The sequence below is a fragment of the Chitiniphilus purpureus genome, from assembly GCF_025642115.1.
Taxonomy (GTDB): Bacteria; Pseudomonadota; Gammaproteobacteria; order Burkholderiales; family Chitinibacteraceae; genus Chitiniphilus; species Chitiniphilus purpureus.
Window position 1 is genome coordinate 3,790,186 of sequence record NZ_CP106753.1, and the last position, 26,377, is coordinate 3,816,562.

The window sequence follows — 26,377 nt, forward strand, 5'->3', positions numbered from 1 at the left end:
CCCGTTTTCCATGAATATGGTTTGCATGATCAATGCCCGATGCCTATGATTCAAACTCATTCTTTTTGCTGCAGGTATGAGAGGAATTCAATGCAGTCGTTGCTGGAGCTGCGCCACCTGCGCACCCTGTCGGCCATCCGCGATGCCGGCAGCCTGACCCGTGCCGCCGAGCGGCTGTTCCTGACGCAATCGGCGCTCTCGCACCAGATCCGACTGCTGGAGGAGCACTACGGCCTGCCGCTGTTCGCACGCAAGCAGGCGCCGCTGCGCTTCACCCCGGCAGGCGAGAAGCTGCTGGCGCTGGCAGGCGAAGTACTGCCGCGCGTGGCCGCCATCGAGCGCGACATCGCCAAGCTGCGCGAGGGCGAGGCCGGGCAGTTGCGCATCGCGGTGGAGTGCCATACCTGCTTCGACTGGCTGATGCCGGCCATGGATTCGTTCCGCGAGCGCTGGCCCGAGGTGGAGCTGGATATCGTGTCCGGCTTCCATGCCGACCCGGTGGGGCTGCTGTTCGAAGACCGCGCCGATCTTGCCATCGTCTCGGAGCGCGACAACGAGGCGCGTATCGCCTACTTTCCACTGTTCGCCTTCGACATGGTCGGCCTTGTGGCCAAGGATCACCCGCTGGCCGCCAAGCCGAGCCTCACGGCAGCCGACTTCGCCGGGGAGACGCTGATCACCTACCCGGTGCCGGACGACATGCTCGACCTGATCCGCAAGGTGCTCAAGCCGGCCGGCATCAACCCGCGCCGGCGCACCAGCGAGCTGACGGTGGCGATCCTGCAGCTGGTGGCGAGCCGGCGTGGCGTGGCGGCGCTGCCGCGCTGGAGCGTGCAGCACTATATCGAGCGCGGCTACGTGCAAGCCAAGCCCATCGGTGCCGGCCTGCAGTCGGAACTGCACGCCGCGGTGCCCGCCGAGCGCGCCGGCACCGCCTACCTGCGCGAATTCATCGGCATCGTGCGCGAGGTGAGCACGGCCAACCTGCCGGGCATCCAGTTAATCGAGCCTTAGGGCCTGCCGAGAGCGCTGCGATCAGGGCGGCACCGGCCGCCGCCATGCCTGCACCGGGCCCGCCACAGTGGCAGGACCACGCTGGGCCGGCACCGGCACCGGCGGTGACGCGACAGACCGCGATATCGGGCTTACTCCGCCAGTTGCGCCAGCAGCTCGGCCTGATGCTCGTTGATCAGCGCCTGGGTCAGCTCCTCCAGATCGCCGTCCATGATCTGGTCGAGCTTGTAGAGGGTGAGGTTGATACGGTGATCGGTCATGCGCCCCTGCGGGAAGTTGTAGGTGCGGATGCGCTCGGAGCGGTCGCCCGAGCCGATCAGGCTGCGGCGCTCGGCCGCCTCCCTGGCCTGCACCTCGGAGCGCAGCTTGTCGTTGATACGCGCCGCCAGCACCGCCATCGCGCGGGCCTTGTTCTTGTGTTGGCTGCGATCATCCTGGCACTCGACCACGATGCCGGTCGGAAAGTGGGTGATGCGGATCGCCGAGTCGGTCTTGTTGATGTGCTGGCCGCCCGCGCCGCTGGCGCGGAAGGTATCGATGCGGATATCGGCTGGATTGATGTTCACCTCCTCCAGCTCGTCGGCCTCGGGCATCACCGCCACCGTGCAGGCGCTGGTATGGATGCGCCCCTGGGTCTCGGTGGCCGGCACCCGCTGCACCCGATGTCCGCCCGACTCGAACTTGAGCCGGGAGTAGGCGCCGTGCCCCACCAGCCGGGCAATCACCTCCTTGTAGCCGCCCAGGTCCGATTCGCTGGCCGAGACGATCTCCACCTGCCAGCGATTGCGCTCGGCGTAGCGGGAATACATGCGGAACAGATCCGCAGCGAACAGCGCCGATTCGTCACCACCGGTGCCGGCACGGATTTCAAGGAAGATGTTGCGCTCGTCGTTGGGGTCGCGCGGCAGCAGCGCCTTCTGCAGTTCCAGCCCCAGCGTGGCGATCGCGGCATCCGCCGTCCTGATCTCCTCCTCCGCCATCTCGCGCATGTCCGGGTCGGCCAGCAGCTCCCCGGCGGTGGTGCGGTCGGCCTCGGCCTGCTGATAGCGGTGATAGAGCTCGACCACCGGTGTGAGCTCGGCGTGCTCGCGGGTGAGCTTGCGGTACTGGTCCATGTTGCGCGTCGCCTCTTCCGAGGCGAGCAGCGCGCCCACTTCCTCCAGCCGGTCGGCCAGTTGCGCGAGTTTTTGGACGATGGATGCTTTCATGACGGTTGTGATCTCTTGAGGCCATGCCGGGATACAGGCACGGCGCGTTCTATTCGTGCAGCCGGAAGATACGCCGCGTGGCGGCGACCAGTTCGGCCTGTTCCTCGGGCGGTGCTGCATTGAGCGCGGCAAGCGGCGCGTGCAGGAGCTTGGCCGCAAGCTGCTCGGTAAGCCGCGCCAGTACGTCGTCGGCGGGCTCGCCGGCGGCGATGCGCTTCCTGGCACGTGCCAGTTCGTGCCGCGCGATGCGCTCGGCGTGATCCTTCAGCTCGCGGATGGTGGGCACCAGCGCGCGCCCGGCCAGCCACTGCCGGAACTGCTGCACCCCGTCCTCGACCAGCAGCTCGGCCGCCTGCGCCTCGCTGGCGCGCGCGGCCACGCCTTCGCTGACCACCTCGGCCAGATCGTCCACCGTGTAGAGGTAGGCATCGGGCAGCTCGGCCACCTCGGGCTCCACATCGCGCGGGACCGCCAGATCGACGATGAAGATGGGCTTGTGCTTGCGCCGCTTGAGCGCGCGCTCGACCATGCCCTTGCCGACGATGGCCAGTGGCGCAGCGGTACAGGAGACCACGATGTCGAATTCGGCCATGCGCTCGGCCAGATCGGGCAGCAGCATGGTCTGGCCGCCGTACTGCTGCGCCAATCTGGCGCCACGCTCCAGCGTGCGGTTGGCCACCGCGACCGCGCGCGGCCGCTGTGCACAGAAGTGCGCCGCGCACAGCTCGATCATCTCGCCCGCGCCGATGAACAACACCCTGCATTCGGCCACCGACGGGTAGAGCCGTTCGGCCAGTCGCACCGCCGCGGCAGCCATCGACACCGACGCGGCGCCGATGCGCGTTTCGCTGCGCACTTCCTTGGCCACCTGGAAGGCGCGCTGGAAAAGGCCGTTGAGCAACACCCCGAGGCTGCCGCTTTCACGGGCGATGCGCTCGGCTTCCTTGAGCTGGCCGAGGATCTGCGTCTCGCCCAGCACCATCGAATCGAGCCCGGCAGCCACGCGGAACGCATGCCGCGCCGCCGCCTCGCCACCGAACTGGTACAGATGCGGCACCAGTTCGTGGGCGCTGCGACCGCGGCTGGCCGCGAACCAGTCCAGCACCGGCCCGACCTCGCGCGCGTTCACGTACAGCTCGGTGCGATTGCAGGTCGACAGGATCGCCGCCTCGCTGATGCCCGGCAACGCATGCAGCGTGGTCAGGGCCTCGGAGAGCTCGGTCTGGGCGAAGGCCAGCCGCTCGCGCACGGCCAAGGGCGCGGTCTGGTGGTTGATGCCAAGCACGAGAAGATTCATCGCCGGCGCGACAAGGTGGGCGGTCGAAACCCGCGATTGTACCGGGAAACACGCTCCAAGCCTTGTTTTGCCTGGATAAATCCCGGTACAGGCGACAGTGCGCCACCCCGTGTGCCTGCTTGGCGCCACAGCCCAAATCCAGCGATGCGGTCCTGGCAGGCAGGGCCCGCCGTCCTCACCGGCGATGCAGCGTACTGCCTTCAATCACCGGCGGTACGCGCGGTACGGCAAGTGCGCGCAACGCAGCCAGGCGGGTTGGATCGGCAGTGCCTAGAAGATCAGGCGCGCGCCCTGGTAGAACGCCAGGCACAGCAGCCAGGCCAGGCCCAGCGACCAGACCACGGCAAAGGCGGCATAGCGCAGGCTGCCCGACTCTTTGTACAGCGTGGCGACCGCCGACACGCAGGGCACATAGGTGAGCGTGAACAGCATGAAGCTGTAGGCGGAAACCGGGTCCAGCGTCTGCGTGAGCACCGCCGCCAGCGCTTCGCCCTCCTGCCCGGCCAGCACTGCCAGCGCGCCCAGCACCACCTCCTTGGCCACGAAGCCGAACAGCAGCGGGATCGCCAGCAGCCCGTCGATGCCGATCGGCGCCAGCACGGGCTCGAACACCCTGGCCAGGGTATGCGCGTAGCTTGCCTCCTGGCTGGGGTAGTGGGTCAACGCCCACACCAGCGCCACGCCGAGCACGATCATGGTGCTGGCCAACCGCAGGAATGCCCGAGTCTCGTGCCAACCCCGGCGCCATACCTGGCCCGGCAGCGGCAGCCGGTAAGGCGGCAGCTCCAGTGCGAACGGTTCGGCCGAGACGAACCAGCGGCGCAGCAGCAGGGCGGTGCCCAATGCCAGCGCGATGCTGATCAGATAGAGCGACAGCAACACCCACGGCGCCTGCGCCGGGGTGAACAATGCGCCGGCGAGGAACAGGAAGATCTGCAGCCGGGCGGTGCACAAGGCGAATGGGATCGCCAGCATGGCGAGCCGGCGCGCCTTGCCATCGCGGATCACCCGGGTGCCCATCAGCGCCGGCACATTGCAGCCGAATCCCATCATCAGCATCACGAAGCCACGTCCGTCGAGCCCGGCGCGCGCCATCAACGCGTCGGCGAGGAACGCGGCACGGGCGAAGTAGCCCGAATCCTCGATCACCGCCATCAGGCAGAAGAACAGGAAGATGATGGGCGCGAAGGTGAGCACGGTGACCACCCCGTCCCAAAGACCGCCCTTGAGGAGGCCAGCCAGCCAGGCCGGCAGCGGTGCAAGCAGCGGGTCCACGGCGTGCTCGCCCAGCCAGGACGCGGCCTGCTCCAGCCCATCCTGCAACGGCGCGCCGAGCGCGTAGGTGAGCTGGAACAGCAGGAACATCATCGTGACGAACAGCACGAGCCCCGCCAGTGGATGCAGCGCCCAACGGTCGAGCCGCTGGGTCAGCCCGGGTGGCAGCGTGGCCGCACGGGTGACGTAGGCTGCGTACAGACGCGCCTCCTCGGCATGCTGGCCCTCGGCAGGCGGTGGGGTACCGGCCGTGGGCAGCTGGACCGCGCCATCGGCCAGCCGCCCCAGTGCCGTGCGCAGCGCCGGTATCCCGTCGCCATGCTTGGCCGCGATCAGCAGCACCGGGCAGCCCAGCTCAGCGGCCAGCCCGACGCAGTCGACGTGAACGCCGGCGCGCCGTGCCTCGTCGCTCATGTTGAGCGCCACCACCAGCGGAAAGCCCAGCGCCTTCAGCTGCAACGCCAGCGCCAGCTGCCGGTCCAGCTGCAGCGCATTGAGCACCATCAGCACGCCTTGCAGCGGGGCCTGCGCCAGGAACTGCTGCGTGATCCGTTCATCCTCGGCCCCGCCACTCAGATCGTGGATGCCGGGCAGGTCGACCAGCTCGACCATATGCGCGCCCAGCAGCACCTTGCGCGCCGCCAGCTCGACCGTCAGACCGGGCCAGTTGGCCACGCGCGCGTTGCCGCCGCTCAGCCGGTTGAACAGCGTGGATTTGCCGGTATTGGGCATGCCCACCAGGGCGATGCGCTTCATGGCCGGTCCTCCGGCAGCCAGACCGAGATGGCGGCTGCCTCGGCGCGCCGCAGCATGAATTCGGTGGCGCCGACCCGCACCTGCACCGGGCCGCCAAGCCAGGCGCGCCGCACCAGCACCACCTGCCGGCCCACGCGCAGGCCCAGCGCCGCCAGACGCCGTGTCAGTTCGGGCAGGCAGCGGATGTCGTCCACCACCGCCGGCCGGCCGGGGACGAGTTCGGAAAGGACGCGCATGGCAATCTCCTCAACTGAGAATGATTGCCATTCTATTGAGCACCAGTGCTGCCTTTGTTGCGCCCGATCAAACCTGGTGCGGCCGGCGGACCGGCCGGCGTGTCACTTGCGGGCGATGGCGCGCCAACCGATGTCGCGGCGGTACTGCATGCCGGCGAACTGCACCGTGTCGGCCAATTCGTAGGCGCGCTTGTGCGCAAGCTTGAAGCTGTCCCCCAGCGCGGTGACGCACAACACCCGCCCGCCTGCGGTCACCGGGCGACCGTCCGCGTCCAGCGCGGTGCCGGCGTGGAATACATGCGCATCCTCCAGCACGCCGGGCAGGCCGGTGATCAGGTCGCCCTTGCGCGGACTATCCGGATAGTTGGCCGCCGCCAGCACCACGCCCAGCGCCACGCGCCGATCCCATTCGGCCTCGACCTGGTCCAGCTCGCCGTCGATACCGGCCTCGATCAGCGCGGCAAGATCGCTCTTGAGCCGCATCATCACCGGCTGGGTTTCCGGATCGCCGAAGCGGCAGTTGAATTCCACCACCTTGACGCCGCCTTCGGCATCGACCATCAGGCCGGCGTACAGAAAGCCCGTGTAGTCCACCCCATCCTTGGCCATGCCCGCCACCGTGGGCAGGATTACCTCGCGCATCGCACGCGCATGCACCTCGGGCGTGACCACCGGTGCCGGGCTGTAGGCACCCATGCCGCCGGTGTTGGGGCCGGCATCGCCGTCCAGCAGGCGCTTGTGGTCCTGGCTGGAGGCCATGGGCAGCACATGCCTGCCGTCGACCATCACGATGAAGCTCGCTTCCTCGCCTTCGAGGAATTCCTCGATCACCACCCGCGCGCCGGCATCACCGAACTTGTTGTCGGCCAGCATCTGATCGATGGCGGCGTGCGCTTCGTCCAGCGTCATCGCCACCACCACGCCCTTGCCGGCGGCAAGGCCGTCGGCCTTGATCACGATGGGCGCGCCCGCCGCCTCGACATAGGCATGCGCGGCGCCCGCGTCGCTGAAGGTCTGGTAGGCCGCGGTGGGGATGCCATGCCGCTGCATGAAGGACTTGGCGAAATCCTTGGACCATTCCAGCTGCGCCGCAGCGCGGGTGGGGCCGAACACCTTGAGGCCGGCAGCGCGGAAACGGTCGACCACGCCTTGCGCCAGCGGTGCTTCCGGGCCGACGACGGTGAAGGCGATCTGCTCGTTGGTGGCCAGCGCCAGCCATTCATCGATGGACGCGGCCGGCACGTTGACCAGATTGGGATCGAGCGCGGTCCCGGCATTGCCCGGTGCGACGAACACCTTGGCGACGCGCGGACTCTGCGCCAGCTTCCACGCCAGCGCGTGTTCGCGGCCGCCGTTACCAATCACAAGAATATTCATCACAGCACCTTGGGAAGGGAGAAGGGGGAAGAGCGAAGGGTAATCCACGTCCCTTCCAGCTCCTGCCTTCAAATCAGAATCTCAAAACCAGCGGCCACAGATCATGCCACGTTGGTACTTCAAATCTTCGGCACCCCGCAAAAGCGAAGCGCCTTGCGCAATCGAATCCCACTACTACAGTCGGGCCAGCAAACCCAAGCGAACCGAGCGCCACACAGCGCACCAAACCCGCGATTCGGGAGCGAGCCGCACGAGGGCACGGAACGCGGCGGCGACGTGTACGTCGAGCCGCGCGACGGCCGCGGCCGTTGGCAAATCCATGGCCCCGATTCGGGAGCGAGCCGTGTCTGGACGCGAAACCGAAGCCCGACGTGTACCTTGATGTACACGAGGGATGCGGTGACAAAGTCCAGGCACGGCCCAGCCCCGAATCAATGGCGGAAGTGGCGCACGCCGGTGAACACCATCGCAATGCCGTGCTCGTCCGCCGCGGCGATCACTTCGTCGTCGCGCACCGAGCCGCCTGGCTGGATGATGGCGGAAACGCCGTTCTCGGCGATCACATCCACGCCGTCGCGGAACGGGAAGAAGGCATCCGATGCCGCCGCCGAGCCGCGCAGATCGAGACCGGCATTGCGCGCCTTGATCGCAGCGATCTTGGTACTGTCCACCCGGCTCATCTGACCGGCACCGATACCCAGCGTCTGACCGCGGCCAGCAAACACGATGGCGTTCGATTTGACGAACTTGGCCACGTTCCAGGCGAACAGCAGGTCCTTGAGTTGGGACTCGGTCGGCTGGATCTGCGTCACGATCTTCAGATCGGCCAGTGTCAGCGTATGGGTATCCGGGGTCTGCACCAACAGGCCGCCGCCAACGCGCTTCAGATCGAACTTGTTCTCGCCGGTCTCGATGGCGACTTCGAGCACGCGCACGTTCACCTTCTTCGCCAGCAGTGCCAGTGCAGCCTCGGTGTAGCCCGGGGCGATCAGCACTTCCATGAACTGCTTGGATACGGCTTCGACAGTATCGACATCGATCGGCTTGTTGAAGGCGATGATGCCGCCGAAGGCGCTGGTGGTGTCAGTGGCAAACGCCAGCTGGTAGGCGCTGTAGGAATCGGCCGCGACGGCGACGCCACACGGATTGGCATGCTTGACGATCACGCAGGCCGGCTGCTCGAACTGCTTGACCGCCTCCCAGGCGGCATCGGCGTCGGCGATGTTGTTGTAGCTCAGTTCCTTGCCCTGGTGCTGCCGGTAGTTGGCAAGGCTGCCCGGGGCGGGATGCAGGTCGCGGTAGAACGCGGCGCTCTGGTGCGGATTCTCGCCGTAGCGCATGTCCTGCACCTTCTCGAACTGCAGGTTGAGGCGCTGCGGATAGGCCGCCTTCCCGCCCTCGGCCGTCAGTGCGGTCAGGTAGTTGGAGATGGCGCCATCGTAGGCGGCGGTATGGCTGAACGCCTTCTTGGCCAGCTCGATACGGGTGGCAAGGCTGAGCACGCCGCCGTTCGCCTGCATTTCGTCGATCAGGCCGGCATAGTCGGCCGCATCGGTGACGATGGCGACATGGGCGTGGTTCTTGGCGGCCGAACGCACCATGGCCGGGCCGCCGATGTCGATGTTCTCGATGGCGTCCTCGAAGCTGCAGTCGGGCTTGGCGATGGTCGCCTCGAACGGATACAGGTTGACGCAGACCAGATCGATGTTGCCGATGCCGTGTTCCTTCATCGTGCCGACGTGGGCGTCCAGATCACGCCGGCCGAGGATGCCGCCATGGATCTTGGGGTGCAACGTCTTCACGCGGCCGTCGAGCATCTCGGGGAACCCGGTGTACTCGCCCACCTCGACCACGGCCACGCCGTTCTCGGCCAACAGCTTGGCGGTACCGCCGGTCGAAAGGATCTCGACCCCTTGCGCGGCAAGCGCGCGCGCGAAGTCGAGCACGCCGGTCTTGTCGGATACGCTGATCAGCGCACGCTGGATTTTGCTCATGTGGTTCCTCGGTTCTCACTTGCGCCGGCCACGCCGCGCGGGCCGGTCCGTTGTCGATCTGGTTACAGCAGGTCGTAGCCCTGCAGCTTCTTGCGCAGCGTATTGCGGTTGATCCCCAGCATCTCGGCTGCGCGTGTCTGATTGCCCCCCACACGGGCCAGCACCAGCCGCAGCAGCGGCTTTTCCACGCGTGCCAGCACCATGTCGTACAGCGCGCACGGCGCTTCGCCGTCCAGGTCATGGAAATACTGTTCCAGCGAAGCCACGATGGCCTCCGCGATCGGATCGCCTTCGCGCAGCGTGGCGCGTTCGGCCTGTTCAGTCATGCGTCCCCCGATTGTTCTTGGTGCAGATCGTCCCCTGGCGGGTCGACATACTGCAAATACTCGCTCTGCATCGCCAGCCCATCGAAATAGGCCCGCGTCTCCCTCTTTTGCTCGGTGGTGCTCTCCAGCTGGTACATGGCCTGCCGGAATGGATTGCTGCCCGGCAACCCCTTGGTGTACCAGGCAATGTGTTTGCGGGCGATGCGGCAGCCGCCGTATTCGCCGTAGAAGCCATAGAGCGCGTCCAGATGTTCGAGCAGGACGTCGCGGATCTCGTCCACGCGGGGCGGCGGCAGCATTTGGCCGGTCGCCAGGAAATGGCCGATCTCGCGGAACAGCCAAGGCCGGCCCTGGGCCGCACGGCCGATCATGATCGCGTCCGCGCCGGTCTGTTTTAGCACTGCGTCGGCATCCTGGGGCGTGACGATGTCGCCATTGGCGATCACCGGGATCGACAGCATGCGCTTGGCCTCGCGGATCAGGCCGTAGCGTGCGTGGCCGTTGTACATGTCCTCGCGGGTACGCCCGTGGATGGCGATGGCCGCCACGCCAGCCTCCTGCGCCAGCGCCGCCACCCGCAGGATGTTCTCCTCGCCGTTGCGGAACCCCAGCCGGGTCTTGAGCGTCACCGGCACATCGACCGCACCCACCACGGCACGCAGGATCTCGCCGACCAGCGCCTCATTCTGCAGCAACGCCGAGCCCGCAAGCTTGTTGCATACCTTCTTGGCCGGACAGCCCATGTTGATATCGATGATCTGCGCACCGAAACGCACGTTCAGGCGTGCCGCCTCGGCCAACTGCTGCGGGTCGGAACCGGCGATCTGCACCGCGATCGGTTCGGGCTCGCCACTGTGATCCATCCGGCGCCGGGTCTTGGGGTTGTCCCACAAGGCATTGTTGGCGCTGATCATCTCGGACACGGCATACCCTGCCCCGAAACGGCGGCACAGCTGACGGAACAGCCGGTCGGTCACGCCGGCCATTGGCGCGACAGCGAGGCGGTTGGGCAAGGTATAAGGGCCGATGCGCATGGCGCGGGAACAAGGCGCGAAAAAGGCCGGCATTCTAACGCCTGCCTATTTTTTGGGCAACCTCAGAAATGCAATTCCCACGGCTCGGCGCGGCCGGCCTCGATCCATTCCTGCACGGGCGGCAGTGCCAGCACCGTCTCCATGTAACGCTGCGCGTCGTCCGGCACGGTGATGCCGTAGGTGACAAAGCGCAGCACCACCGGCGCGTAGAACGCATCGGCCCAGCTGAAGCGGCCGAACAGAAACGGAGCCCCGCCGGCAAAGCGGTTCCTGCAATCGGTCCAGATCGCAACGATGCGCTCGATGTCCGCAGCGACCTCGGGCGTGAGCCCGACCTGCCGACGCGCCCGGATATCCATGCTGCACAGCGTGCGCAGCGCCTGGAAGCCCGAGTGCATCTCGGCGCAGACCGAGCGCGCCACCGCGCGTGCCGCCGCGTCCTGCGGCCACAGTTGCCGGTCGGGGAACTTCTCGGCGATGTACTCGGCGATGGCAAGCGAATCCCACACCGCCAGCTCGCCGTCCAGCAATGCGGGGACCCGGCCGGTCGGCGAATACTTCAGCATCTCGGCCTTGCTGCCTTCCTGATAGAGCGGGATCAGGATCTCCTCGAAGGCGATGCCGGCCATCTTGAGACCAAGCCAGGGCCGCAGCGACCAGGAGGAATAGTTCTTGTTGCCGATGACAAGTTGCATGGGGCACCTTTGCCGGTGGGTCGAAGCGGCCATTCTAACCCTGTGTCCCGGCAACGGTTCCGGAACCGGCACCTGTTACAGCAGGATCAACCCCAGCACCGACAGGATCAGCGCCCACTTCGCCGCGTAGTACGCCGGCTTGCTGCGCCGCTTGAGCGCCTTGCCCGCTTGGCGCACCGCGTAGAGCACCCCGAATGCCTTGTTGAGCGCGCCGGTGCGGTCGCCCTCCTGGTTGGGCGAGGCCGCCGCGGCCAGCAGCACGCGGCCGACCGCCCGGTTGACCCATTGCGCCCAGCGATAGCGCATGGGCCGCTCCAGATCGCAGAACAGGATGATGCGGTTGGTGGTGGTCTGGTTGTCGGCGTAGTGGATGTAGGTCTCGTCGAAGATCACCGCCTCGCCGTCGCGCCAGCTGTAGCGCTCGCCGTCCACTTCGATGAAGCAGGCGTCGTCGTTGGGGGTGATCAGCCCAAGGTGATAGCGCAGCGAGCCCGCGTACGGGTCGCGGTGGCGCACCAGCCGGCTGCCCGGCGGCAGCGCGGCGAACATCGCGGCCTTCACCGTCGGCATGCCGGCCAGCAATTGCGAGGTCTGCGGGCACAGCTGCTGCGCCGATGGGTGCGGCGTGCCGTACCACTTGAGATAGAAGCGCTTCCAGCCGCTCTTGAAAAAGGAATTGAACCCGGCATCGTCACGCCGGGCCGATGCCTTGATATGCCCCTCGGAAAACAGCGCCTCGGCCTCGGCCCGCATCGCCGGCCATGCCGCGCGCAGCCTTTCCAGTTCCGGGAACGCGCTGACCGGTACGTAGGGCGTGGTCGGCACCCTGGAGAACAGGTACATGAAGCAATTGATCGGCGCCATGAAGCTTGAATGGTCGGTCAACTGCCGCCAGAAGCCGTGCCGCACCCGGCCGCGGTAGTGCACATGGATGCCGCAGACGATGAAGAGCGAAACGATCAGCCATTTGGTCATTGTGTGGTCCTTGAGCGCGCTGGGCGGGGGCGGTGACGCGGGGGCGCCTGCCAGGGCAGCCGTTCCAGGCGCAACCGCATCACCCCGCCAACGATCCCTTGGCGGATAAAAAAAGCGGGCCAGGCCCGCTTTTCTTGGGATCGGTAGACTCAGCCGACTTTTTTCTTCAAAAGTTCCAGCGCCATCGCCGGATTGGCTTTGCCGCCGCTGCCCTTCATCACCTGCCCCACCAGGGCGTTGAGCGCCTTTTCCTTGCCGGCACGGTATTCCTCGATCGCCTTGGGGTTGGCTGCGAGCACCGCATCGACAATGGCTTCGATCGCGCCGGTATCGGTCTCCTGCTTCAGGCCATCCCGTTCGATGATGGCGTCGGCGGGCAACCCCTCTTCCCACATCTTCCTGAGCACATCCTTGGCGGTCTTGTTGTTGAGGGTGCTGTCCATCACCCGCTTGATCAGCGCGGCCAATGCGTCGGCCGCGACCGGGCTTGCGCTGATGTCCTTTTCCTCGCGGTTCAGCGTGGCGCTGATGTCGCCCATGATCCAGTTGCTGGCGAGCTTGGCGTCGGCACCGGCAGCCACCGTGGCCTCGTAGTAGGCCGCGAGGGCCTTGGAGGCGGTCAGCGTCACGGCGTCGTAGGCGGGAATGCCGTATTGCTGCACGAAGCGCGCCTGCATCGCTGCCGGCAACTCCGGCAGTTCGCCGCGTACCCGCTCGATCCATTCCTCGGAAATCACCAGCGGCGGCAGGTCCGGGTCGGGGAAATAGCGGTAGTCGTGCGCGTCTTCCTTGCTGCGCATGGCACGGGTTTCGCCGGTATCCGGGTTGAACAGCACGGTGGCCTGCTGCACCTTGCCGCCATCCTCGATCAGCTCGATCTGGTACTGCACCTCGGCCTTGATCGCCTGCTCAATGAACTTGAAGCTGTTGAGGTTCTTGATCTCGCGCCGGGTGCCGAACTCGGCCTGCCCTTCAGGGCGCACCGACACGTTCACGTCGCAGCGGAACGAGCCCTCCTGCATATTGCCGTCGCAGATGCCGATCCAGGTCACCAAGGAGTACAGCGCCTTGGCATACGCCACCGCCTCGGCCGCCGAACGCATTTCCGGCTCGGACACGATTTCCAACAGCGGCGTGCCGGCGCGGTTCAGATCGATGCCCGATGCGCCGTGGAAATCCTCGTGCACCGATTTGCCGGCATCTTCTTCCAGATGGGCGCGGGTCAGGTTGATCACCTTGTCGACGCCGTCGACATGGATGGTGAGGCTGCCGCCCTCGACCACCGGCAGCTCGAACTGGCTGATCTGGTAGCCCTTGGGCAGATCGGGGTAGAAGTAATTCTTGCGGGCGAACACCGAGCGGCGGTTCACCTTGCCGCCGATGGCAAGGCCGAACTGGATGGCCTTCTCGACAGCCATCTTGTTCATCACCGGCAGCGCGCCGGGCAAGGCGATATCGACCACGGCGGTCTGCGTGTTGGGCGCGGCACCGAAGGCGGTGCTGGCACCCGAGAAGATCTTGGACTGGGTGGTGAGCTGGGTATGCACTTCCAGCCCGATGACGACTTCCCACTTCATTGCATGTCTCGCATCAAGAGCGGGAAGGCAGGGAGGGAAGGAGCAAACAGGGACAGCGGCATGCCAGCGCGCCGTTGCCCCGCCCTCTTCCCGCGTCTTCCTTCCCTGGTCGGATCACAGGGCGGGCGCCTTGCAGTGCCAGTCGGTTGCCAGCTGGAACCGATGGGCCGCGTTCAACAAGCGCGCCTCGCTGAAATAGTTGCCGATCAGCTGCAGGCCCACCGGGCGGCCGTTGCTGCCGAAGCCGGCCGGTACGCTCAGCGCCGGCAGGCCGGCGAGGTTCACGCCCAGCGTGTAGATGTCGGCAAGGTACATCGCCACCGGATCGTCGCGCTTCTCGCCCAGGTTCCACGCCGTGGTCGGCGCCACCGGGCCGGCGATCACGTCGCACTGGGCAAAGGCGGCCTGGAAATCGTTGGCGATCAGCCGGCGGATCTTCTGCGCCTGCAGATAGTAGGCGTCGTAGTAGCCGTGCGAGAGCACATAGGTGCCGGTCAGGATGCGGCGCTTCACTTCCCAGCCGAAGCCCTCGGCGCGGGTCTGTTCGTACATGCCATTGAGGCCGTCGAACTGTGCGGCACGATGGCCGTAGCGCACGCCATCGAAGCGGCTGAGGTTGCTCGACGCCTCGGCCGGCGCGATCACGTAGTACGACGGGATCGCCAGCTCGGTGTTGGGCAGGCTGACCTCGACCACCTCGGCCCCGAGCTTGCGGTACTCGGCGATGGCCGCGTCGATGACACCGGCCACGTCCTGCGCGAGGCCATCGGCGAAGTATTCCTTGGGCAGGCCAATGCGCAGGCCGGCCAGCGGTCGATCCAGATCGCGGGCGTAGTCCTCGCGTTCGCGCGCAAGGCTGGTCGCGTCACGCGCATCGAACTCCGCCATCACGTTCAGGAGCAGCGCACAATCCTCGGCGCTCCTGGCCATCGGGCCGCCCTGATCGAGCGAGCTGGCGTAGGCGATCATGCCAAAGCGCGATACCACGCCGTAGGTCGGCTTGATGCCGGTGATGCCGCAGAAGCTCGCCGGCTGCCGGATCGAGCCGCCGGTGTCGGTGCCGGTGGCGATCGGAGCGAGCCGCGCCGCAACGGCGGCGGCCGAGCCACCCGAGCTGCCACCCGGCACGGCGGCACCATCCCAGGGGTTCTTCACCGCGCCGAAATGGCTGTTCTCGTTGGACGAGCCCATGGCGAACTCATCCATGTTGGTGCGGCCGAGCGTGACTAGGCCCGCGGCCTGGCACTGCTCCACGACATGCGCCGAGTACGGCGAGACGAAGTCGCCGAGCATCTTCGAGCCGCAGGTGGTGCGCCAGCCTTCCTGGCAGAAGATATCCTTGTGCGCCACCGGGATGCCGGCAAGCGGCCCCGCGCTGCCATCGGCGCGCGCCTGGTCGGCTGCCCGCGCTTCAGCCAGCGTCTTCTGGCGATCGAGCGTGATATAGACGTTGAGCGCGCCGTTGTGCCGCTCGGCACGATCGAGGAATTCGGTAGCGAGCTCGACGGCGGAGACCTGTTTGGCCGCCAGTGCTGCGGCCAGTTGCTTGAGCGAGGATTCGATCATGTGGGGATTTCAGTTGGCGGGCACGTGGCCCATGCCACGCTCGACCAGATCGATCAGCGTGTGGATGACCTTGATGTGGATTTCCTGGATGCGGTCGGCGTAGCCGAAGTGCGGCACGATGATCTCGACATCGGCCGCGCCCTTGAGCTTGCCGCCATCCTTGCCCATCAGCAGGATGACCTGCATGCCGCGCACCCGCGCCTCTTCGACCGCGCGGATCACGTTGGCCGAATTGCCGCTGGTGGTGATGCCGAGCAGCACGTCGCCCGGGCGGCCGAATGCCGCCACCTGGCGCGCGAAGATCTCGTTGAAGCCATAGTCGTTGCCGACACAGGTGATATGCGACGGATCGGATACCGCCATCGCCGGCATGGCCGGGCGATCGTCGCGGTAGCGGCCCGACAGTTCCTCGGCGAAATGCATCGCATCGCAGTGCGAACCGCCGTTGCCGCAGGAGATGGCCTTGCCGCCATTGCGGAAAGCGTGCACCAGCACCTTGGCCGCGGCATCGATGGCGGCGAAGAACGCATCGTCGGCGCGTACCCGCTCCAGCAGCGCAGCCGCCTCGTCGAAATGGGCACGGACGTGGGAGAGACTCATTCGATCACCTTGGGTACCAGATAAAGGCCGTTTTCCACCGCAGGCGCCACCGCCTGGAACGCCTCGCGCCGATCGGGCGCGGTGACCTCGTCCTCGCGCAGCCGCAGGTGCACATCCTGGGCGTGCGCCATCGGCGCGATGCCGGCAGTATCGACGGCGCGCATCTGGTCGATCAGATGCAGGATGCGGTTCAGCTGAGTCTGGGTGGCGGCAAGCTCGGCGTCGGTGACGGCGATGCGCGCGAGCCGGGCGATACGTTTGACGTCGTCGGACGACAGCGACATGGTGTGATTTTCCTTTCGCTTGCGGGGTGCCGCGTACGTGGCGCCGTTAACAAAGCGGCCCCCCAACCTGAGGCGCCTTAGGGTATCATACCGGGTTTGTTTCGCCCAAACCGGGCCAGGCCCGGGGCGATGCCGCTGCCGCGCCGGCGGAACCGGGGACCGCCTGCGGTTTCCACGACGACAGGATTCCCTACCGGGGCGGCGCTCTGCGTCGTCCCGTTCCACGAAACACCAATTGCGAGAATACGATGCTAGGTATGCTTTCCGGCTATTTCGCCAACGACATCGCCATTGACCTGGGTACCGCCAACACCTTGATCTACATGCAGGGCAAGGGCATCGTGCTGGACGAACCTTCGGTCGTCGCCATCCAGCAGGAAGGCGGGCCGTCGGGCAAGAAGACCATCCTGGCCGTGGGCGCTGAAGCGAAGAAGATGCTGGGACGCACGCCGGGCAGCATCACCGCTATCCGCCCGATGAAGGACGGCGTGATCGCCGACTTCACCATCACCGAGCAGATGCTCAAGCATTTCATCAAGAAGGTGAATCCCAGCCGGCTGTTCAGCTCGCCGCCGCGCATCGTGATCTGTGTGCCCTACGGCTCCACCCAGGTGGAGAAGCGCGCCATCCGCGAATCGGCCCTGGGTGCCGGCGCACGCAAGGTCGAGCTGATCGAGGAACCGATGGCAGCTGCGATCGGCGCCGGCCTGCCGGTCGAGGAGGCCACCGGTTCGATGGTGGTGGACATCGGCGGCGGCACCACCGAGGTGGGCGTGATCTCGCTGGGCGGCGTGGTCTACGCCTCGTCGGTGCGGGTGGGAGGCGACAAGTTCGACGAGTCCATCATCAACTACATCCGCCGCAACTACGGCATGCTGATCGGCGACACCACCGCCGAGGACATCAAGAAGCGCATCGGCTCGGCCTTCCCCGGCGCCGAGGTGCGCGAGATGGAGGTGAAGGGCCGCAACCTGGCCGAGGGCATCCCGCGCTCGTTCACCATCTCGTCCAACGAAATCCTCGAAGCGCTGACCGAGCCGTTGAACCAGATCGTGTCGGCGGTGAAGCAGTCGCTGGAACAGACCCCGCCCGAACTGGGTGCCGACATCGCCGAGAAGGGCATGGTGTTGACCGGCGGCGGCGCGCTGCTGCGCGACCTTGACCGGCTGTTGATGGAAGAGACCGGCCTGCCGGTGATCGTCGCCGACGATCCGCTCACCTGCGTGGTGCGCGGCTCGGGCCGGGCGCTCGAGAAGCTGGACAAGGGCGGCATCGCGATCTTCATCAACGACTGATCCTCGCTTGTACCGTGAGGCGGGGCTGGACCCCGCCTGTTTGATTCGTCAGCACCGTACCCCATGCAAGCGACCCAACCCGCCTTTTTCAAGCAAGGCCCGAAGCCGCTGACGCGGCTTCTGATCTTTTCGACGCTCTCCATCGTCCTGATGGTGGGCGATGCGCATTACGCGATGCTGGGCCGGCTGCGCGAACAGGTGTCGTTCGTGCTCTACCCGTTCCAATGGCTGGCCACCGCGCCGTTCGCTGCGCTGCATTCGGCACGCGATTTCTTCACCCGGCAGACCGAGCTGATCGCCGAGAACCGCAAGCTCAACGATGCGTTGCTGACCGCACGCGCCAAGGCGATGCAGCTTGACGCCGTGGCAGCCGAGAACGCGCAGCTGCGCGCGCTCTCCGAACATCGCCGCACCACCAGCCGGCCCAGCCAGTTGGCCGAGATCCTGTACAACGGCCGCGATCCGTTCTCGGCCAAGCTGATCGTCGACTCGGGCGAACAGCGGGGTACGCGGCCGGGCAAGATCGTCGTCGATACCAGCGGCGTGGTCGGTCAGGTGGTGCGGGTGCAGCCCCTGACTGCCGAGGTGCGGCTGATCAGCGACCGCAACCATGTGGTGCCGGTGATGGTGCAGCGCAGCCAGTTGCGCACCGTGGTCTACGGCATGGGCGCGGGCCATCCGCTCGAAGTGCGCTACCTGCCGCCCAACGCCGACATCAAGGTCGGCGACACGCTCATCACCTCCGGGCTGGACGGCCTGTACGCGCCGGGGCTGCCGGTGGCCAAGGTGGCCCGGATCGAGCGACAGGCAGGGTCGCCGTTTCCGCGTATCGAGGCACAGGCACTTGCCGGCATCGGCCAGCATCGCTTTCTGCTGATCCTGGACAACCCGGCGGCGCCGGCACCCTATCCGGATGCCTCAGCCGTTGCCGCCAAGCGAGCGCCCTGATGCCCGTTTCCAGCCACCTCCTGCGCCCGGTACGCCCCAGCCTGATCTTCCTGACCCTGCTGGGTGCGCTCATGCTCAACCTGCTGCCGTGGCAACTGGCCGGCGGGCACTTCGCGCCCGATTTCGTTGCGCTGCTGCTGCTGTACTGGACGCTGAACCAGCCGCGCCGGATCGGCGTGGGCTGGGCCTTCCTGCTTGGCGTGGTGATGGACGTGGCCAACAGCAACATCCTGGGCCAGCATGCACTGGCGTATTCGGTGATCAGCTATCTGGTGCTGTCGCGCCAGCGCCGGATCAACATCTATCCATTCTGGCAGCAGGCGTTGGTGGTGCTGGGCCTGCTGCTGCTGGCGCAGCTCTTGATGGCCGGGCTGCGCTTTGCCATCGGTTCGGAGACGGTCGGCCCCGGCTACTTCGTCAGCCCCTTCGTCGCCGCGTTTTTGTGGGTGCCGCTTTCCAATCTGCTGCTGGTCTACCAGCGGACGCGCGTGCCCGATTCGATATGAGCCGGCGTCCCATGTTCGGCGCGCCGCCCCGGGGCAAGACGCGCCGCAACAGCAGCAACGAGTTGAAGAACGGCCGGGCCGAGCGCAGCGCCTACGAGCTGCGGCTCGTGACCGCGGTGCTGTTCGTGCTGATCCTGTTCGGCGTGCTGCTGGCACGCTTTGTCTGGCTGCAGGGCATCCAGCACGACAAGTACATGACGCTGGCCGAGGCCAACCGTATCTCGCTGGTGCCGGTGCCGCCCTCGCGCGGCATCATCCGCGACCGCAATGGCGAGATCCTGGCGCACAACTACTCGGCCTATACGCTGGAGGTCGTCCCGGCCCGGATAGCCGACCTGGACACGCTCATCACCGAGCTCAACCAGATCGTGCCGATCACACCCAAGGACCGGCGCCGCTTCAAGAAGCTGCAGGAGGAGAGCAAGGAATTCGAATCATTGCCGATCAAGACCCGGCTCACCGATGCCGAAGTGGCACGCTTTGCGGCCAGCAGTTACCGCTTTCCGGGGGTCGAGATCAAGGCACGGCTATTCCGCCACTATCCACAGGGCGAGGTGGGCTCGCACCTGGTCGGCTACATCGGGCGCATCAACGACCGCGACCTGACCGAGCTGGAAAAGAACGGCATGCTCGCCAATTACCGCGGCAGCGAGCACATCGGCAAGATCGGCATCGAAGCGAGCTATGAGCGCTACCTGCATGGCGTGACCGGCTTCGAGGAGGTCGAGATCGACGCGAACGGCCGTGCCGTGCGTACCTTGCGCCGTGTCTCGCCGCGCCCTGGGCACGATCTGATGCTGTCGGTGGACATCCGGCTGCAGCGCGTGGTCGAGACGCTGTTCGCCGGCCGGCGTGGCGCGCTGGTGGCGATCGACCCGGCCAACGGCGGTGTGCTCGCCTTCGTCTCGATGCCGGGGTTCGACCCCAACCTGTTCGTTGACGGCATCGATCCGCAAAGCTGGAAGGATTTGAACGAAAGCCCGGACAAGCCGCTGCTGAACCGGGCGCTGCGTGGTGAATACCCGCCCGGCTCCACCTTCAAACCCTTCATGGCGATGGCGGCACTGGAGGGCGATTTCCCGCTGGTGCGCCAGACCATCGCCGACCCGGGCTACTTCCTGTTCGGCGGGCATCGCTTTCGCGACTCCAAGGCCGGCGGCCACGGCAGCATGAACTTCGACCGCTCGCTCACCGTGTCGAGCGACACCTACTACTACCAGCTGGCGGTGCAGATGGGCATCGACTACATCGCCGACTTCATGGCCGGGCTCGACTTCGGCCGCCAGACCGGCATCGACCTGCCGGGCGAGCGGCCCGGCGTGCTGCCGAGCCCGGAGTGGAAACGCAAACGGTTCCGCAATCCGGCACAACAGAAATGGTACGCCGGCGAAACGGTGTCGATCGGCATCGGCCAGGGTTACAACAGCTACACGCCGCTGCAGATGGCGCATGCGATGGCCACGCTGACCAACCATGGCGTCGCCTACCGGCCGCACGTGGTGGCCGATATCGTCGATCCCAATACCGGTACGCGCGTGCCAGTGGCACCGCGCCCCGAGCGGGTGCTGCCCTGGCAGCGCGGGAACACCGAGCGGGTGCTGCGTGGGCTCGCCAGCGTCATCACCAGCGGCACCGCCGCCAGCGTATTCCGCAACGCCGGCTACACCGCGGGCGGCAAGACCGGCACCGCCCAGGTGTTCTCGCTCAGGGGAGCCAAGTACAGCGCGCACAGCATCCACGAACGGCTGCGCGATCACTCGTGGTTCATCGCCTTCGCCCCGCTCGAACAGCCTAGGATTGCGCTGGCGGTGATCGTGGAGAATGGCGGCTGGGGTGCCACCGCCGCCGCGCCGATCGCGCGCAAGGCGCTCGACTACTATCTGTTGGGCAAGGAGCCCGAGCCTGTCGCGCCCGAGGCCGCGCCCGCCCCTTCCCCGGAACCGCACAGTGATTAAGCAGCTCTGGCAACGCTTCAAGCAACCGATCGATCCGTGGCTGCTGCTGTTCACGCTGCTGGTGTTCCTGATCTCGGCGGTGCTGCTGTACTCGGCGTCGAACCAGGATACCGAGCGCGTCTCGGACAAGATGACCTTCATGGGCATTTCGCTGGCGCTGATGTGGTGCGTGGCCAGCATCCGTCAGCAGACCTGGATGCGCCTGGCACTGCCGGCCTACGTCACCGGCGTGGTACTGCTGCTGGCAGTCGAGTTCTTCGGTGTCACGAGCCATGGCGCCACGCGCTGGCTCAATGTCGGCATCACCCGTATCCAGCCCTCCGAACTGATGCGGATCGCGCTGCCGCTGATGCTCGCCTGGTATTTCCACCATCACGAGGCGCACCTGGACTGGCGGCACTTCGTGGTCGCGGCGCTGATCATGGTGGTGCCGGTGGCGTTGATCCTGAAACAGCCCGATCTTGGCACGGCGTTGCTGATCGCCTCCTCGGGCTTCTACGTGCTGTTCTTCGCCGGGCTGGCCTGGCGCGTGATCGGGCTTGGCATCATCGCCTTCGGTGTGCTGGCCTACGTGGTGACGCACTGGACGCTGTGTGTCCAGATCCTGCACGAGTACCAATGCCGCCGCATCAGCACCATGCTTGACCCGACCAGCGATCCGTTGGGGGCGGGCTACCACATCATCCAGGGCACCATCGCCATCGGCTCCGGCGGCTGGTTCGGCAAGGGCTGGCTCGCCGGCACCCAGACCCATCTTGACTTCATTCCCGAGCGCACCACCGACTTCATCTTCGCCGTCTACGGCGAGGAATTCGGCCTGATCGGCAATGTGGCGCTGATCGGACTCTATCTGCTGGTGATCGGCCGCGGCCTGCTGATCTCGCATGCCGCCTCCACCACCTTCGGCCGGCTGCTTGCCGGGTCGATCGCGCTCAATTTCTTCACCTATGCCTTCGTCAACATGGGCATGGTGTCGGGCATCCTGCCCGTGGTCGGCGTGCCGCTGCCGCTGATTTCCTATGGCGGCACCTCGATGGTCTCCATCCTCGCCAGCTTCGGCCTTCTGATGAGTGTGCAGCGCGACCGCAAGCTGATGAAGGGATAGATGGTGAGGCGTGAGGAGTGAGAGGTGACTTCAAGTACACCAGCCACGGCGCGCCGTTTTTGACGTTGCTCTTGCACCTCACGCCTCACCCCTCACTCCTCACATTTGTTTTGGAGGTGTCCGTTTGAAAGCCAGCTTGAAGATCATCGGCCTGGGCGCCTGTGCCATCCTGCTTGCCGCCTGCTCGAGCACGCCCGGCCGCGCCCCGGCGCCGTCCCAGCCGCAGCCGCAGCCGCCAGTGACGGCCAGACCAGGGGCCGAACCGCCACCGCAGGCACCGCCGCCGGGCAGCAACCCCTGCGTCTACACCCGGGCCGGTGGGGGCGCCTTCTACAAGGACGACGGTCCGCTCGCCTTGCCCGACTGGATCGACGAGGTGCCCGAGCCCCTGCCCCGCGCCGAGCCGCTGCATCGCTTCGCCAACAACCCATATACCGTGCTCGGCCAGCACTTCGTACCGCTCAGGCAGGTGGGCGGGTACCGCGCGCGCGGCGTCGGTTCGTGGTACGGCCGCAAGTTCCACGGCCAGAAGACCTCCAGCGGCGAGATCTACGACATGTTCGCCATGACCGCCGCCTCACCGGTGCTGCCAGTGCCCAGCTACGCCCGGGTGACCAACGTGAAGAATGGCCGCAGCGTGGTGGTGCGGGTCAACGACCGCGGCCCCTTCCACAAGGGGCGGGTGATCGATCTGTCGTTCGTCGCGGCCTGCCGGCTCGGCTACGCGGTCGACGGCAGCGCCGAGGTGATCGTCGAGAGCCTGGGCCCCGGTGGCAGTCCACCCCCGGCCACGGTGCTTGCCACGGTGGAGGCCCCGCCGGCGCGTCCGCCGGCGCCCGAATCCGTGGCTGGCCCGGGCGGCGTCTACCTGCAGCTGGGTGCCTTCTCGTCGCTGGCCAACGCCCAGGCCTTCCATGCGCGCCTGGCCGGTGAGCTGACGCCGGGCGCACCGCTTGCGATTCAGTCGGCGGGCACGCTGCACCGGGTGCGGCTCGGCCCCTACCCCGACCGGCAGGCGGCCGAGGCTGCCGCCAGGCAGCTTGCCGACACGCACGACCTGGCGGCGGTGATCGCCCGCTGACCCTGCACGCCGTGCCGCGCCCCCCCGTGGCACGGTGCGCCCGGCGGCGGCGGATCGCTTCGCGCTTGCCAGCGTGGCGCTTTGGCCCAAGAATGAACCGAGCATGGTACCGTCGCAGGTACCGATAACAGCGGCGCACCGCGCCGCGCCTTCAGGAGATCGAGCATCGTGACCCCGCCGCCCCCGCCTCGGGAGCAAGACGACGGTCATTCATTCGCGCGCATCCGGGTATTGCTCGTGATGCTGTCGCTGATGGTGATGCTGTTCACGCTGGGTGCACTGGGCTGGTCTTCGCTGCGCAGCTACCAGGAAACGCAGGACAAGGCCGAGCAACAGCTGCTGACGCTGGCCCGCACCAGCGAGGAGCACATCGGCCGCACGTTGGAAACCAGCGTGAACGCGCTGTACGCGATCCAGCAGGATGCGCTGTTCCGCTCCTGCCTTGCCGCCGCCGACGACGAATGCCTGTATGCCTATCTGCGGCGCGTCGTGCTGCGCTATCCCCAGCTCAACTCACTGATGGTGATCGACGAACAGGGCCGCCTCGCCGCCACCACCCGCAGCTACCCGGCGCCGCAGCGCAATCTCTCGCAGGAGCGCTACTTCCAGGCCATCCGTGCCCAGCCGGCCACGCCGCAGTACATCGCCGAGCGCACCATCGACCCCGACAGCGGCGACATCATCCCGGTCGCCACTGGCCTTGCCGGCACCGGCGGGCGCTTCGCCGGTGTGCTGGTCGCCGGCCTGTCGCCGGGCTTCTTCGCCGATTTCTACCATTCCATCAATGTGCGTCGGCAGCTCACGCTGCGGGTGTTCCGCGACGACGGCGTCACACTGATGTATTTCCCCGACGATACGCGCGAGAACCAGCGCAGCATCGCGCGCCTGCCATTCTTCACCAACGGGTTCCTGAGCGAGGAGGCAGGCATATACCGCGACGGGCGGGTCATCGACGGCGTGCGCCGCATCTACGGCTGGCAGCATGTCTCGGGCTGGCCGCTCGGTGTCAGCATCGGCATGGATCACGACGCGGTATTGAACGGCTGGCGCCGCGAGAACCTGATCAACCTCGGCATCGCCTGCCTGATGCTGCTGACCTGTGCCGGGCTGGTGCTGTATGTGCTGCAGAAGCTCAAGCGGCTGGAACAGGCCGAGGCCGACCTGTACCTGACCAAGGTGGCGGTCGAGCGCGGCGCCGACATGGCGGTGTGGCTGGACGACAGCGGCACGATCCGCTACGTCAACGCCACCGCCTGCCATCGGCTCGGCTACAGCGAGGGCGAGCTGCTCTCGATGCGGCTCAAGGACATCAACCCCGGCTTCAAGCCCGAAAGCTGGCCACGCTTCTGGCAACGGCTGCGCGAGCACAAGCACCTGTTCGACGAAGTCACGTTCAAGACCCGTACCGGCGAGGAATTCCCGATCGAGGTCTATTCCAACTACATCGTATTCAAGGGCCGCGAGTACAACTGCGCGGTGGTGCGCGACATCTCCGAGCGGCGCATGGCCGAGGAGGCCATCGTCAAGAGCGAACAGCAGCTGCGGCTGGCGCTGGAGGCCTCCAACACCGGGCTCTTTGACATGCCGCTGGAGAGCCGCCGCACCGCTGTCACCAGCCCGGAGTACGACCGGCTTCTGGGCTACGAGCCGGGCGAGCTGGTCGAGACGTTCGAGAAATGGAAGAACCAGCTGCACGCGGCCGACCGCGAGCGCGTGCTGCGAGCGGTGCGCGACTACTACACCGGCGCATCCAACCAACTGGTCATCGAATATCGACGCCGCCTCAAGGATGGCGGATATCACTGGTTCCAGAGCCGCGGCCGCTTCGTCGAGATGGACGAGCACAACCGGCCCCGGCGGCTGATCGGCACCGTGACCGATGTCACCGAGCGGCGGCAGGCGCAGGAGCGGATCACCGAGCTTGCCAACTTCGATACCGTCACCGGCCTTGCCAACCGCAACCTGCTGCGCGATGAGCTGCGGCTGGCCGTGGCGGCGGCCGAGCGCTACCAGCGCCAGCTGGCGGTGCTGTTCCTCGACCTGGACCGCTTCAAGACCATCAACGATTCGCTGGGCCACGCGGCCGGCGACCAGGTGCTGATGCAGGTGGCCGAACGGTTGCGCCGCATCGTCAACAAATCCGACATCCTCGCCCGGCTGGGTGGGGACGAATTCGTGGTGGTGCTCTCGGACATCCAGGACGCGTTGTATGCCGGGCAGATCTCCGAGCAGATCCTCGAATCCTTCGCCGAACCGTTTGAGCTGGAAGCCGGCGGCTTTGCCAGTTCCACCTCGATCGGCATCGCCGTCTACCCGGACGACGGCCAGGACTCGGACACGCTGATCCGCAACGCCGACGTGGCGATGTACCAGGCCAAGGCCAACGGGCGCAGCAACTACCAGTACTTCACCGCTGACCTCAACATCCTCGCCTCGGAACGGCTGCAGCTGGAGACGAGCATGCGTCAGGCACTCGCCAACAGCGAGTTCGAGCTGTTCTACCAGCCGCAGGCGGACCTCGCCAGCGGCGAGGTGATCGGCGCCGAGGCGCTGATCCGCTGGCGCCATCCCGAGCACGGGCTGATCCCGCCGGGCAAGTTCATCCCGGTGGCCGAGGAATCGCGGCTGGTGGTGCCGATGGGCAACTGGGTGCTGCGCGAAGCCTGCCGCCAGGCGGCGGCGTGGCAGGCGGCGGGGGTGCCCCCGTTGACCATCGCGGTCAACCTGTCGCCACTGCAGTTGCACCAGGCCAACCTGCTCGAAATCGTGGCCGATGCGCTTGCCGCGTCCGGGCTGGAAGCGCAATGCCTGGAGCTGGAGGTGACCGAATCGGTGGTGATGCAGGAGGTGGAGCACGTGATGGCGATGCTGCACGGCCTCAAGCGCCTGGGCGTCAAGCTCTCGATCGACGACTTCGGTACCGGTTATTCCAGCCTGTCGTACCTGAAGCGCTTTGCCTTTGACAAGCTCAAGGTGGACCAGAGCTTTGTGCGCGATCTGACCACCGATCCCAACGACGCGGCCATCGTGCTGGCCATCATCGGCCTGGGCAAGACGCTCGGCATGTCGGTCCTGGCCGAAGGCGTCGAAAACCAGGAGCAGCTTGCCTTCCTGCGCAACGCCGGCACCGATGCGATCCAGGGCTTCCTGTTCAACCGCCCATTGCCGGCCGACGAATTCATCGCCTGGCTGCGCACCGCGCCCGGGCTGCCCGCCACCGAAGCCCCCACCGCGCGGGAACGGCGGCCGGCGGCGCTGTAGTCGCACGGCGCC

22 protein-coding genes are annotated in these 26,377 nt (G+C 66.5%); 8 read left to right on the forward strand and 14 right to left on the reverse strand.

What is annotated here, in order from left to right:
- The first annotated feature begins 90 nt into the window (after window positions 1–90).
- The gene (locus N8I74_RS17575; RefSeq protein WP_263124483.1) at window positions 91–1,014 is read left to right on the forward strand and encodes a LysR family transcriptional regulator; all 924 of its coding nucleotides are present in this window, start codon (window positions 91–93) and stop codon (window positions 1,012–1,014) included.
- A gap of 131 nt (window positions 1,015–1,145) precedes the next feature.
- Here the strand turns inward: N8I74_RS17575 and prfA are convergent, their stop codons facing one another.
- The 14 genes from prfA to gatC all read right to left on the reverse strand — a co-directional run bounded on the left by prfA (window position 1,146) and on the right by gatC (window position 16,214).
- Window positions 1,146–2,222 carry a peptide chain release factor 1 gene (prfA, locus tag N8I74_RS17580; RefSeq protein ID WP_263124485.1) on the reverse strand — a complete coding sequence of 359 codons (1,077 nt, stop codon included), beginning with the start codon at window positions 2,220–2,222 and terminating at the stop codon, window positions 1,146–1,148.
- Window positions 2,223–2,271: 49 nt separating this feature from the next.
- The gene (gene hemA, locus N8I74_RS17585) at window positions 2,272–3,519 is read right to left on the reverse strand and encodes a glutamyl-tRNA reductase (RefSeq protein ID WP_263124487.1); all 1,248 of its coding nucleotides are present in this window, start codon (window positions 3,517–3,519) and stop codon (window positions 2,272–2,274) included.
- Window positions 3,520–3,789: 270 nt separating this feature from the next.
- The gene (gene feoB, locus N8I74_RS17590; protein WP_263124488.1) at window positions 3,790–5,550 is read right to left on the reverse strand and encodes a ferrous iron transport protein B; all 1,761 of its coding nucleotides are present in this window, start codon (window positions 5,548–5,550) and stop codon (window positions 3,790–3,792) included.
- A complete protein-coding gene (locus N8I74_RS17595) occupies window positions 5,547–5,786 on the reverse strand; it encodes a FeoA family protein (RefSeq protein WP_263124489.1) in 240 nt (79 codons plus the stop codon). Before N8I74_RS17595 ends, feoB begins: the two co-directional genes overlap by 4 nt.
- A 102-nt stretch (window positions 5,787–5,888) precedes the next feature.
- Window positions 5,889–7,163: a phosphoribosylamine--glycine ligase gene (gene purD / locus N8I74_RS17600; protein ID WP_263124490.1), complete on the reverse strand. Its 1,275-nt coding sequence runs from the start codon at window positions 7,161–7,163 to the stop codon at window positions 5,889–5,891.
- Window positions 7,164–7,594: 431 nt separating this feature from the next.
- A complete protein-coding gene (purH, locus tag N8I74_RS17605) occupies window positions 7,595–9,157 on the reverse strand; it encodes a bifunctional phosphoribosylaminoimidazolecarboxamide formyltransferase/IMP cyclohydrolase (protein WP_263124492.1) in 1,563 nt (520 codons plus the stop codon).
- Window positions 9,158–9,219: 62 nt separating this feature from the next.
- Window positions 9,220–9,483: a helix-turn-helix domain-containing protein gene (locus tag N8I74_RS17610; protein WP_263124493.1), complete on the reverse strand. Its 264-nt coding sequence runs from the start codon at window positions 9,481–9,483 to the stop codon at window positions 9,220–9,222.
- A complete protein-coding gene (gene dusB / locus N8I74_RS17615) occupies window positions 9,480–10,517 on the reverse strand; it encodes a tRNA dihydrouridine synthase DusB (RefSeq protein WP_263124494.1) in 1,038 nt (345 codons plus the stop codon). The genes N8I74_RS17610 and dusB overlap by 4 nt, the downstream gene beginning before the upstream one ends.
- A 62-nt stretch (window positions 10,518–10,579) precedes the next feature.
- A complete protein-coding gene (locus N8I74_RS17620) occupies window positions 10,580–11,212 on the reverse strand; it encodes a glutathione S-transferase family protein (protein ID WP_263124495.1) in 633 nt (210 codons plus the stop codon).
- 75 nt (window positions 11,213–11,287) lie between these two features.
- Window positions 11,288–12,187, reverse strand: coding sequence for a lipid A hydroxylase LpxO (lpxO, locus tag N8I74_RS17625; protein ID WP_263124496.1), 900 nt, complete (start codon window positions 12,185–12,187; stop codon window positions 11,288–11,290).
- A 149-nt stretch (window positions 12,188–12,336) separates the two neighbouring features.
- Window positions 12,337–13,764: an Asp-tRNA(Asn)/Glu-tRNA(Gln) amidotransferase subunit GatB gene (gene gatB, locus N8I74_RS17630; RefSeq protein ID WP_263124497.1), complete on the reverse strand. Its 1,428-nt coding sequence runs from the start codon at window positions 13,762–13,764 to the stop codon at window positions 12,337–12,339.
- A 114-nt stretch (window positions 13,765–13,878) separates the two neighbouring features.
- The gene (gatA, locus tag N8I74_RS17635) at window positions 13,879–15,330 is read right to left on the reverse strand and encodes an Asp-tRNA(Asn)/Glu-tRNA(Gln) amidotransferase subunit GatA (protein ID WP_263124498.1); all 1,452 of its coding nucleotides are present in this window, start codon (window positions 15,328–15,330) and stop codon (window positions 13,879–13,881) included.
- A gap of 9 nt (window positions 15,331–15,339) precedes the next feature.
- Window positions 15,340–15,930, reverse strand: coding sequence for a D-sedoheptulose 7-phosphate isomerase (gene lpcA, locus N8I74_RS17640; protein ID WP_263124499.1), 591 nt, complete (start codon window positions 15,928–15,930; stop codon window positions 15,340–15,342).
- A complete protein-coding gene (gene gatC / locus N8I74_RS17645) occupies window positions 15,927–16,214 on the reverse strand; it encodes an Asp-tRNA(Asn)/Glu-tRNA(Gln) amidotransferase subunit GatC (RefSeq protein WP_263124500.1) in 288 nt (95 codons plus the stop codon). Before gatC ends, lpcA begins: the two co-directional genes overlap by 4 nt.
- Before the next feature lie 248 nt (window positions 16,215–16,462).
- On the opposite strand from gatC, the gene N8I74_RS17650 reads away from it, so the two are divergent.
- The 7 genes from N8I74_RS17650 to N8I74_RS17680 all read left to right on the forward strand — a co-directional run bounded on the left by N8I74_RS17650 (window position 16,463) and on the right by N8I74_RS17680 (window position 26,365).
- On the forward strand, window positions 16,463–17,509 hold the full coding sequence (locus tag N8I74_RS17650; protein WP_263124501.1) for a rod shape-determining protein: 1,047 nt from the start codon (window positions 16,463–16,465) through the stop codon (window positions 17,507–17,509).
- A gap of 63 nt (window positions 17,510–17,572) precedes the next feature.
- A complete protein-coding gene (mreC, locus tag N8I74_RS17655) occupies window positions 17,573–18,457 on the forward strand; it encodes a rod shape-determining protein MreC (RefSeq protein ID WP_263124502.1) in 885 nt (294 codons plus the stop codon).
- The gene (gene mreD / locus N8I74_RS17660) at window positions 18,457–18,963 is read left to right on the forward strand and encodes a rod shape-determining protein MreD (protein WP_263124503.1); all 507 of its coding nucleotides are present in this window, start codon (window positions 18,457–18,459) and stop codon (window positions 18,961–18,963) included. The genes mreC and mreD overlap by 1 nt, the downstream gene beginning before the upstream one ends.
- The gene (mrdA, locus tag N8I74_RS17665; protein ID WP_263124504.1) at window positions 18,960–20,918 is read left to right on the forward strand and encodes a penicillin-binding protein 2; all 1,959 of its coding nucleotides are present in this window, start codon (window positions 18,960–18,962) and stop codon (window positions 20,916–20,918) included. Before mreD ends, mrdA begins: the two co-directional genes overlap by 4 nt.
- Window positions 20,911–22,023: a rod shape-determining protein RodA gene (gene rodA, locus N8I74_RS17670; protein WP_263124505.1), complete on the forward strand. Its 1,113-nt coding sequence runs from the start codon at window positions 20,911–20,913 to the stop codon at window positions 22,021–22,023. Before mrdA ends, rodA begins: the two co-directional genes overlap by 8 nt.
- Before the next feature lie 124 nt (window positions 22,024–22,147).
- Window positions 22,148–23,104, forward strand: coding sequence for a septal ring lytic transglycosylase RlpA family protein (locus N8I74_RS19380; protein ID WP_308445865.1), 957 nt, complete (start codon window positions 22,148–22,150; stop codon window positions 23,102–23,104).
- Window positions 23,105–23,272: 168 nt separating this feature from the next.
- Entirely contained in the window at window positions 23,273–26,365 is a 3,093-nt protein-coding gene (locus N8I74_RS17680) for a bifunctional diguanylate cyclase/phosphodiesterase (protein ID WP_263124506.1), read from the forward strand.
- Window positions 26,366–26,377 lie beyond the last annotated feature (12 nt).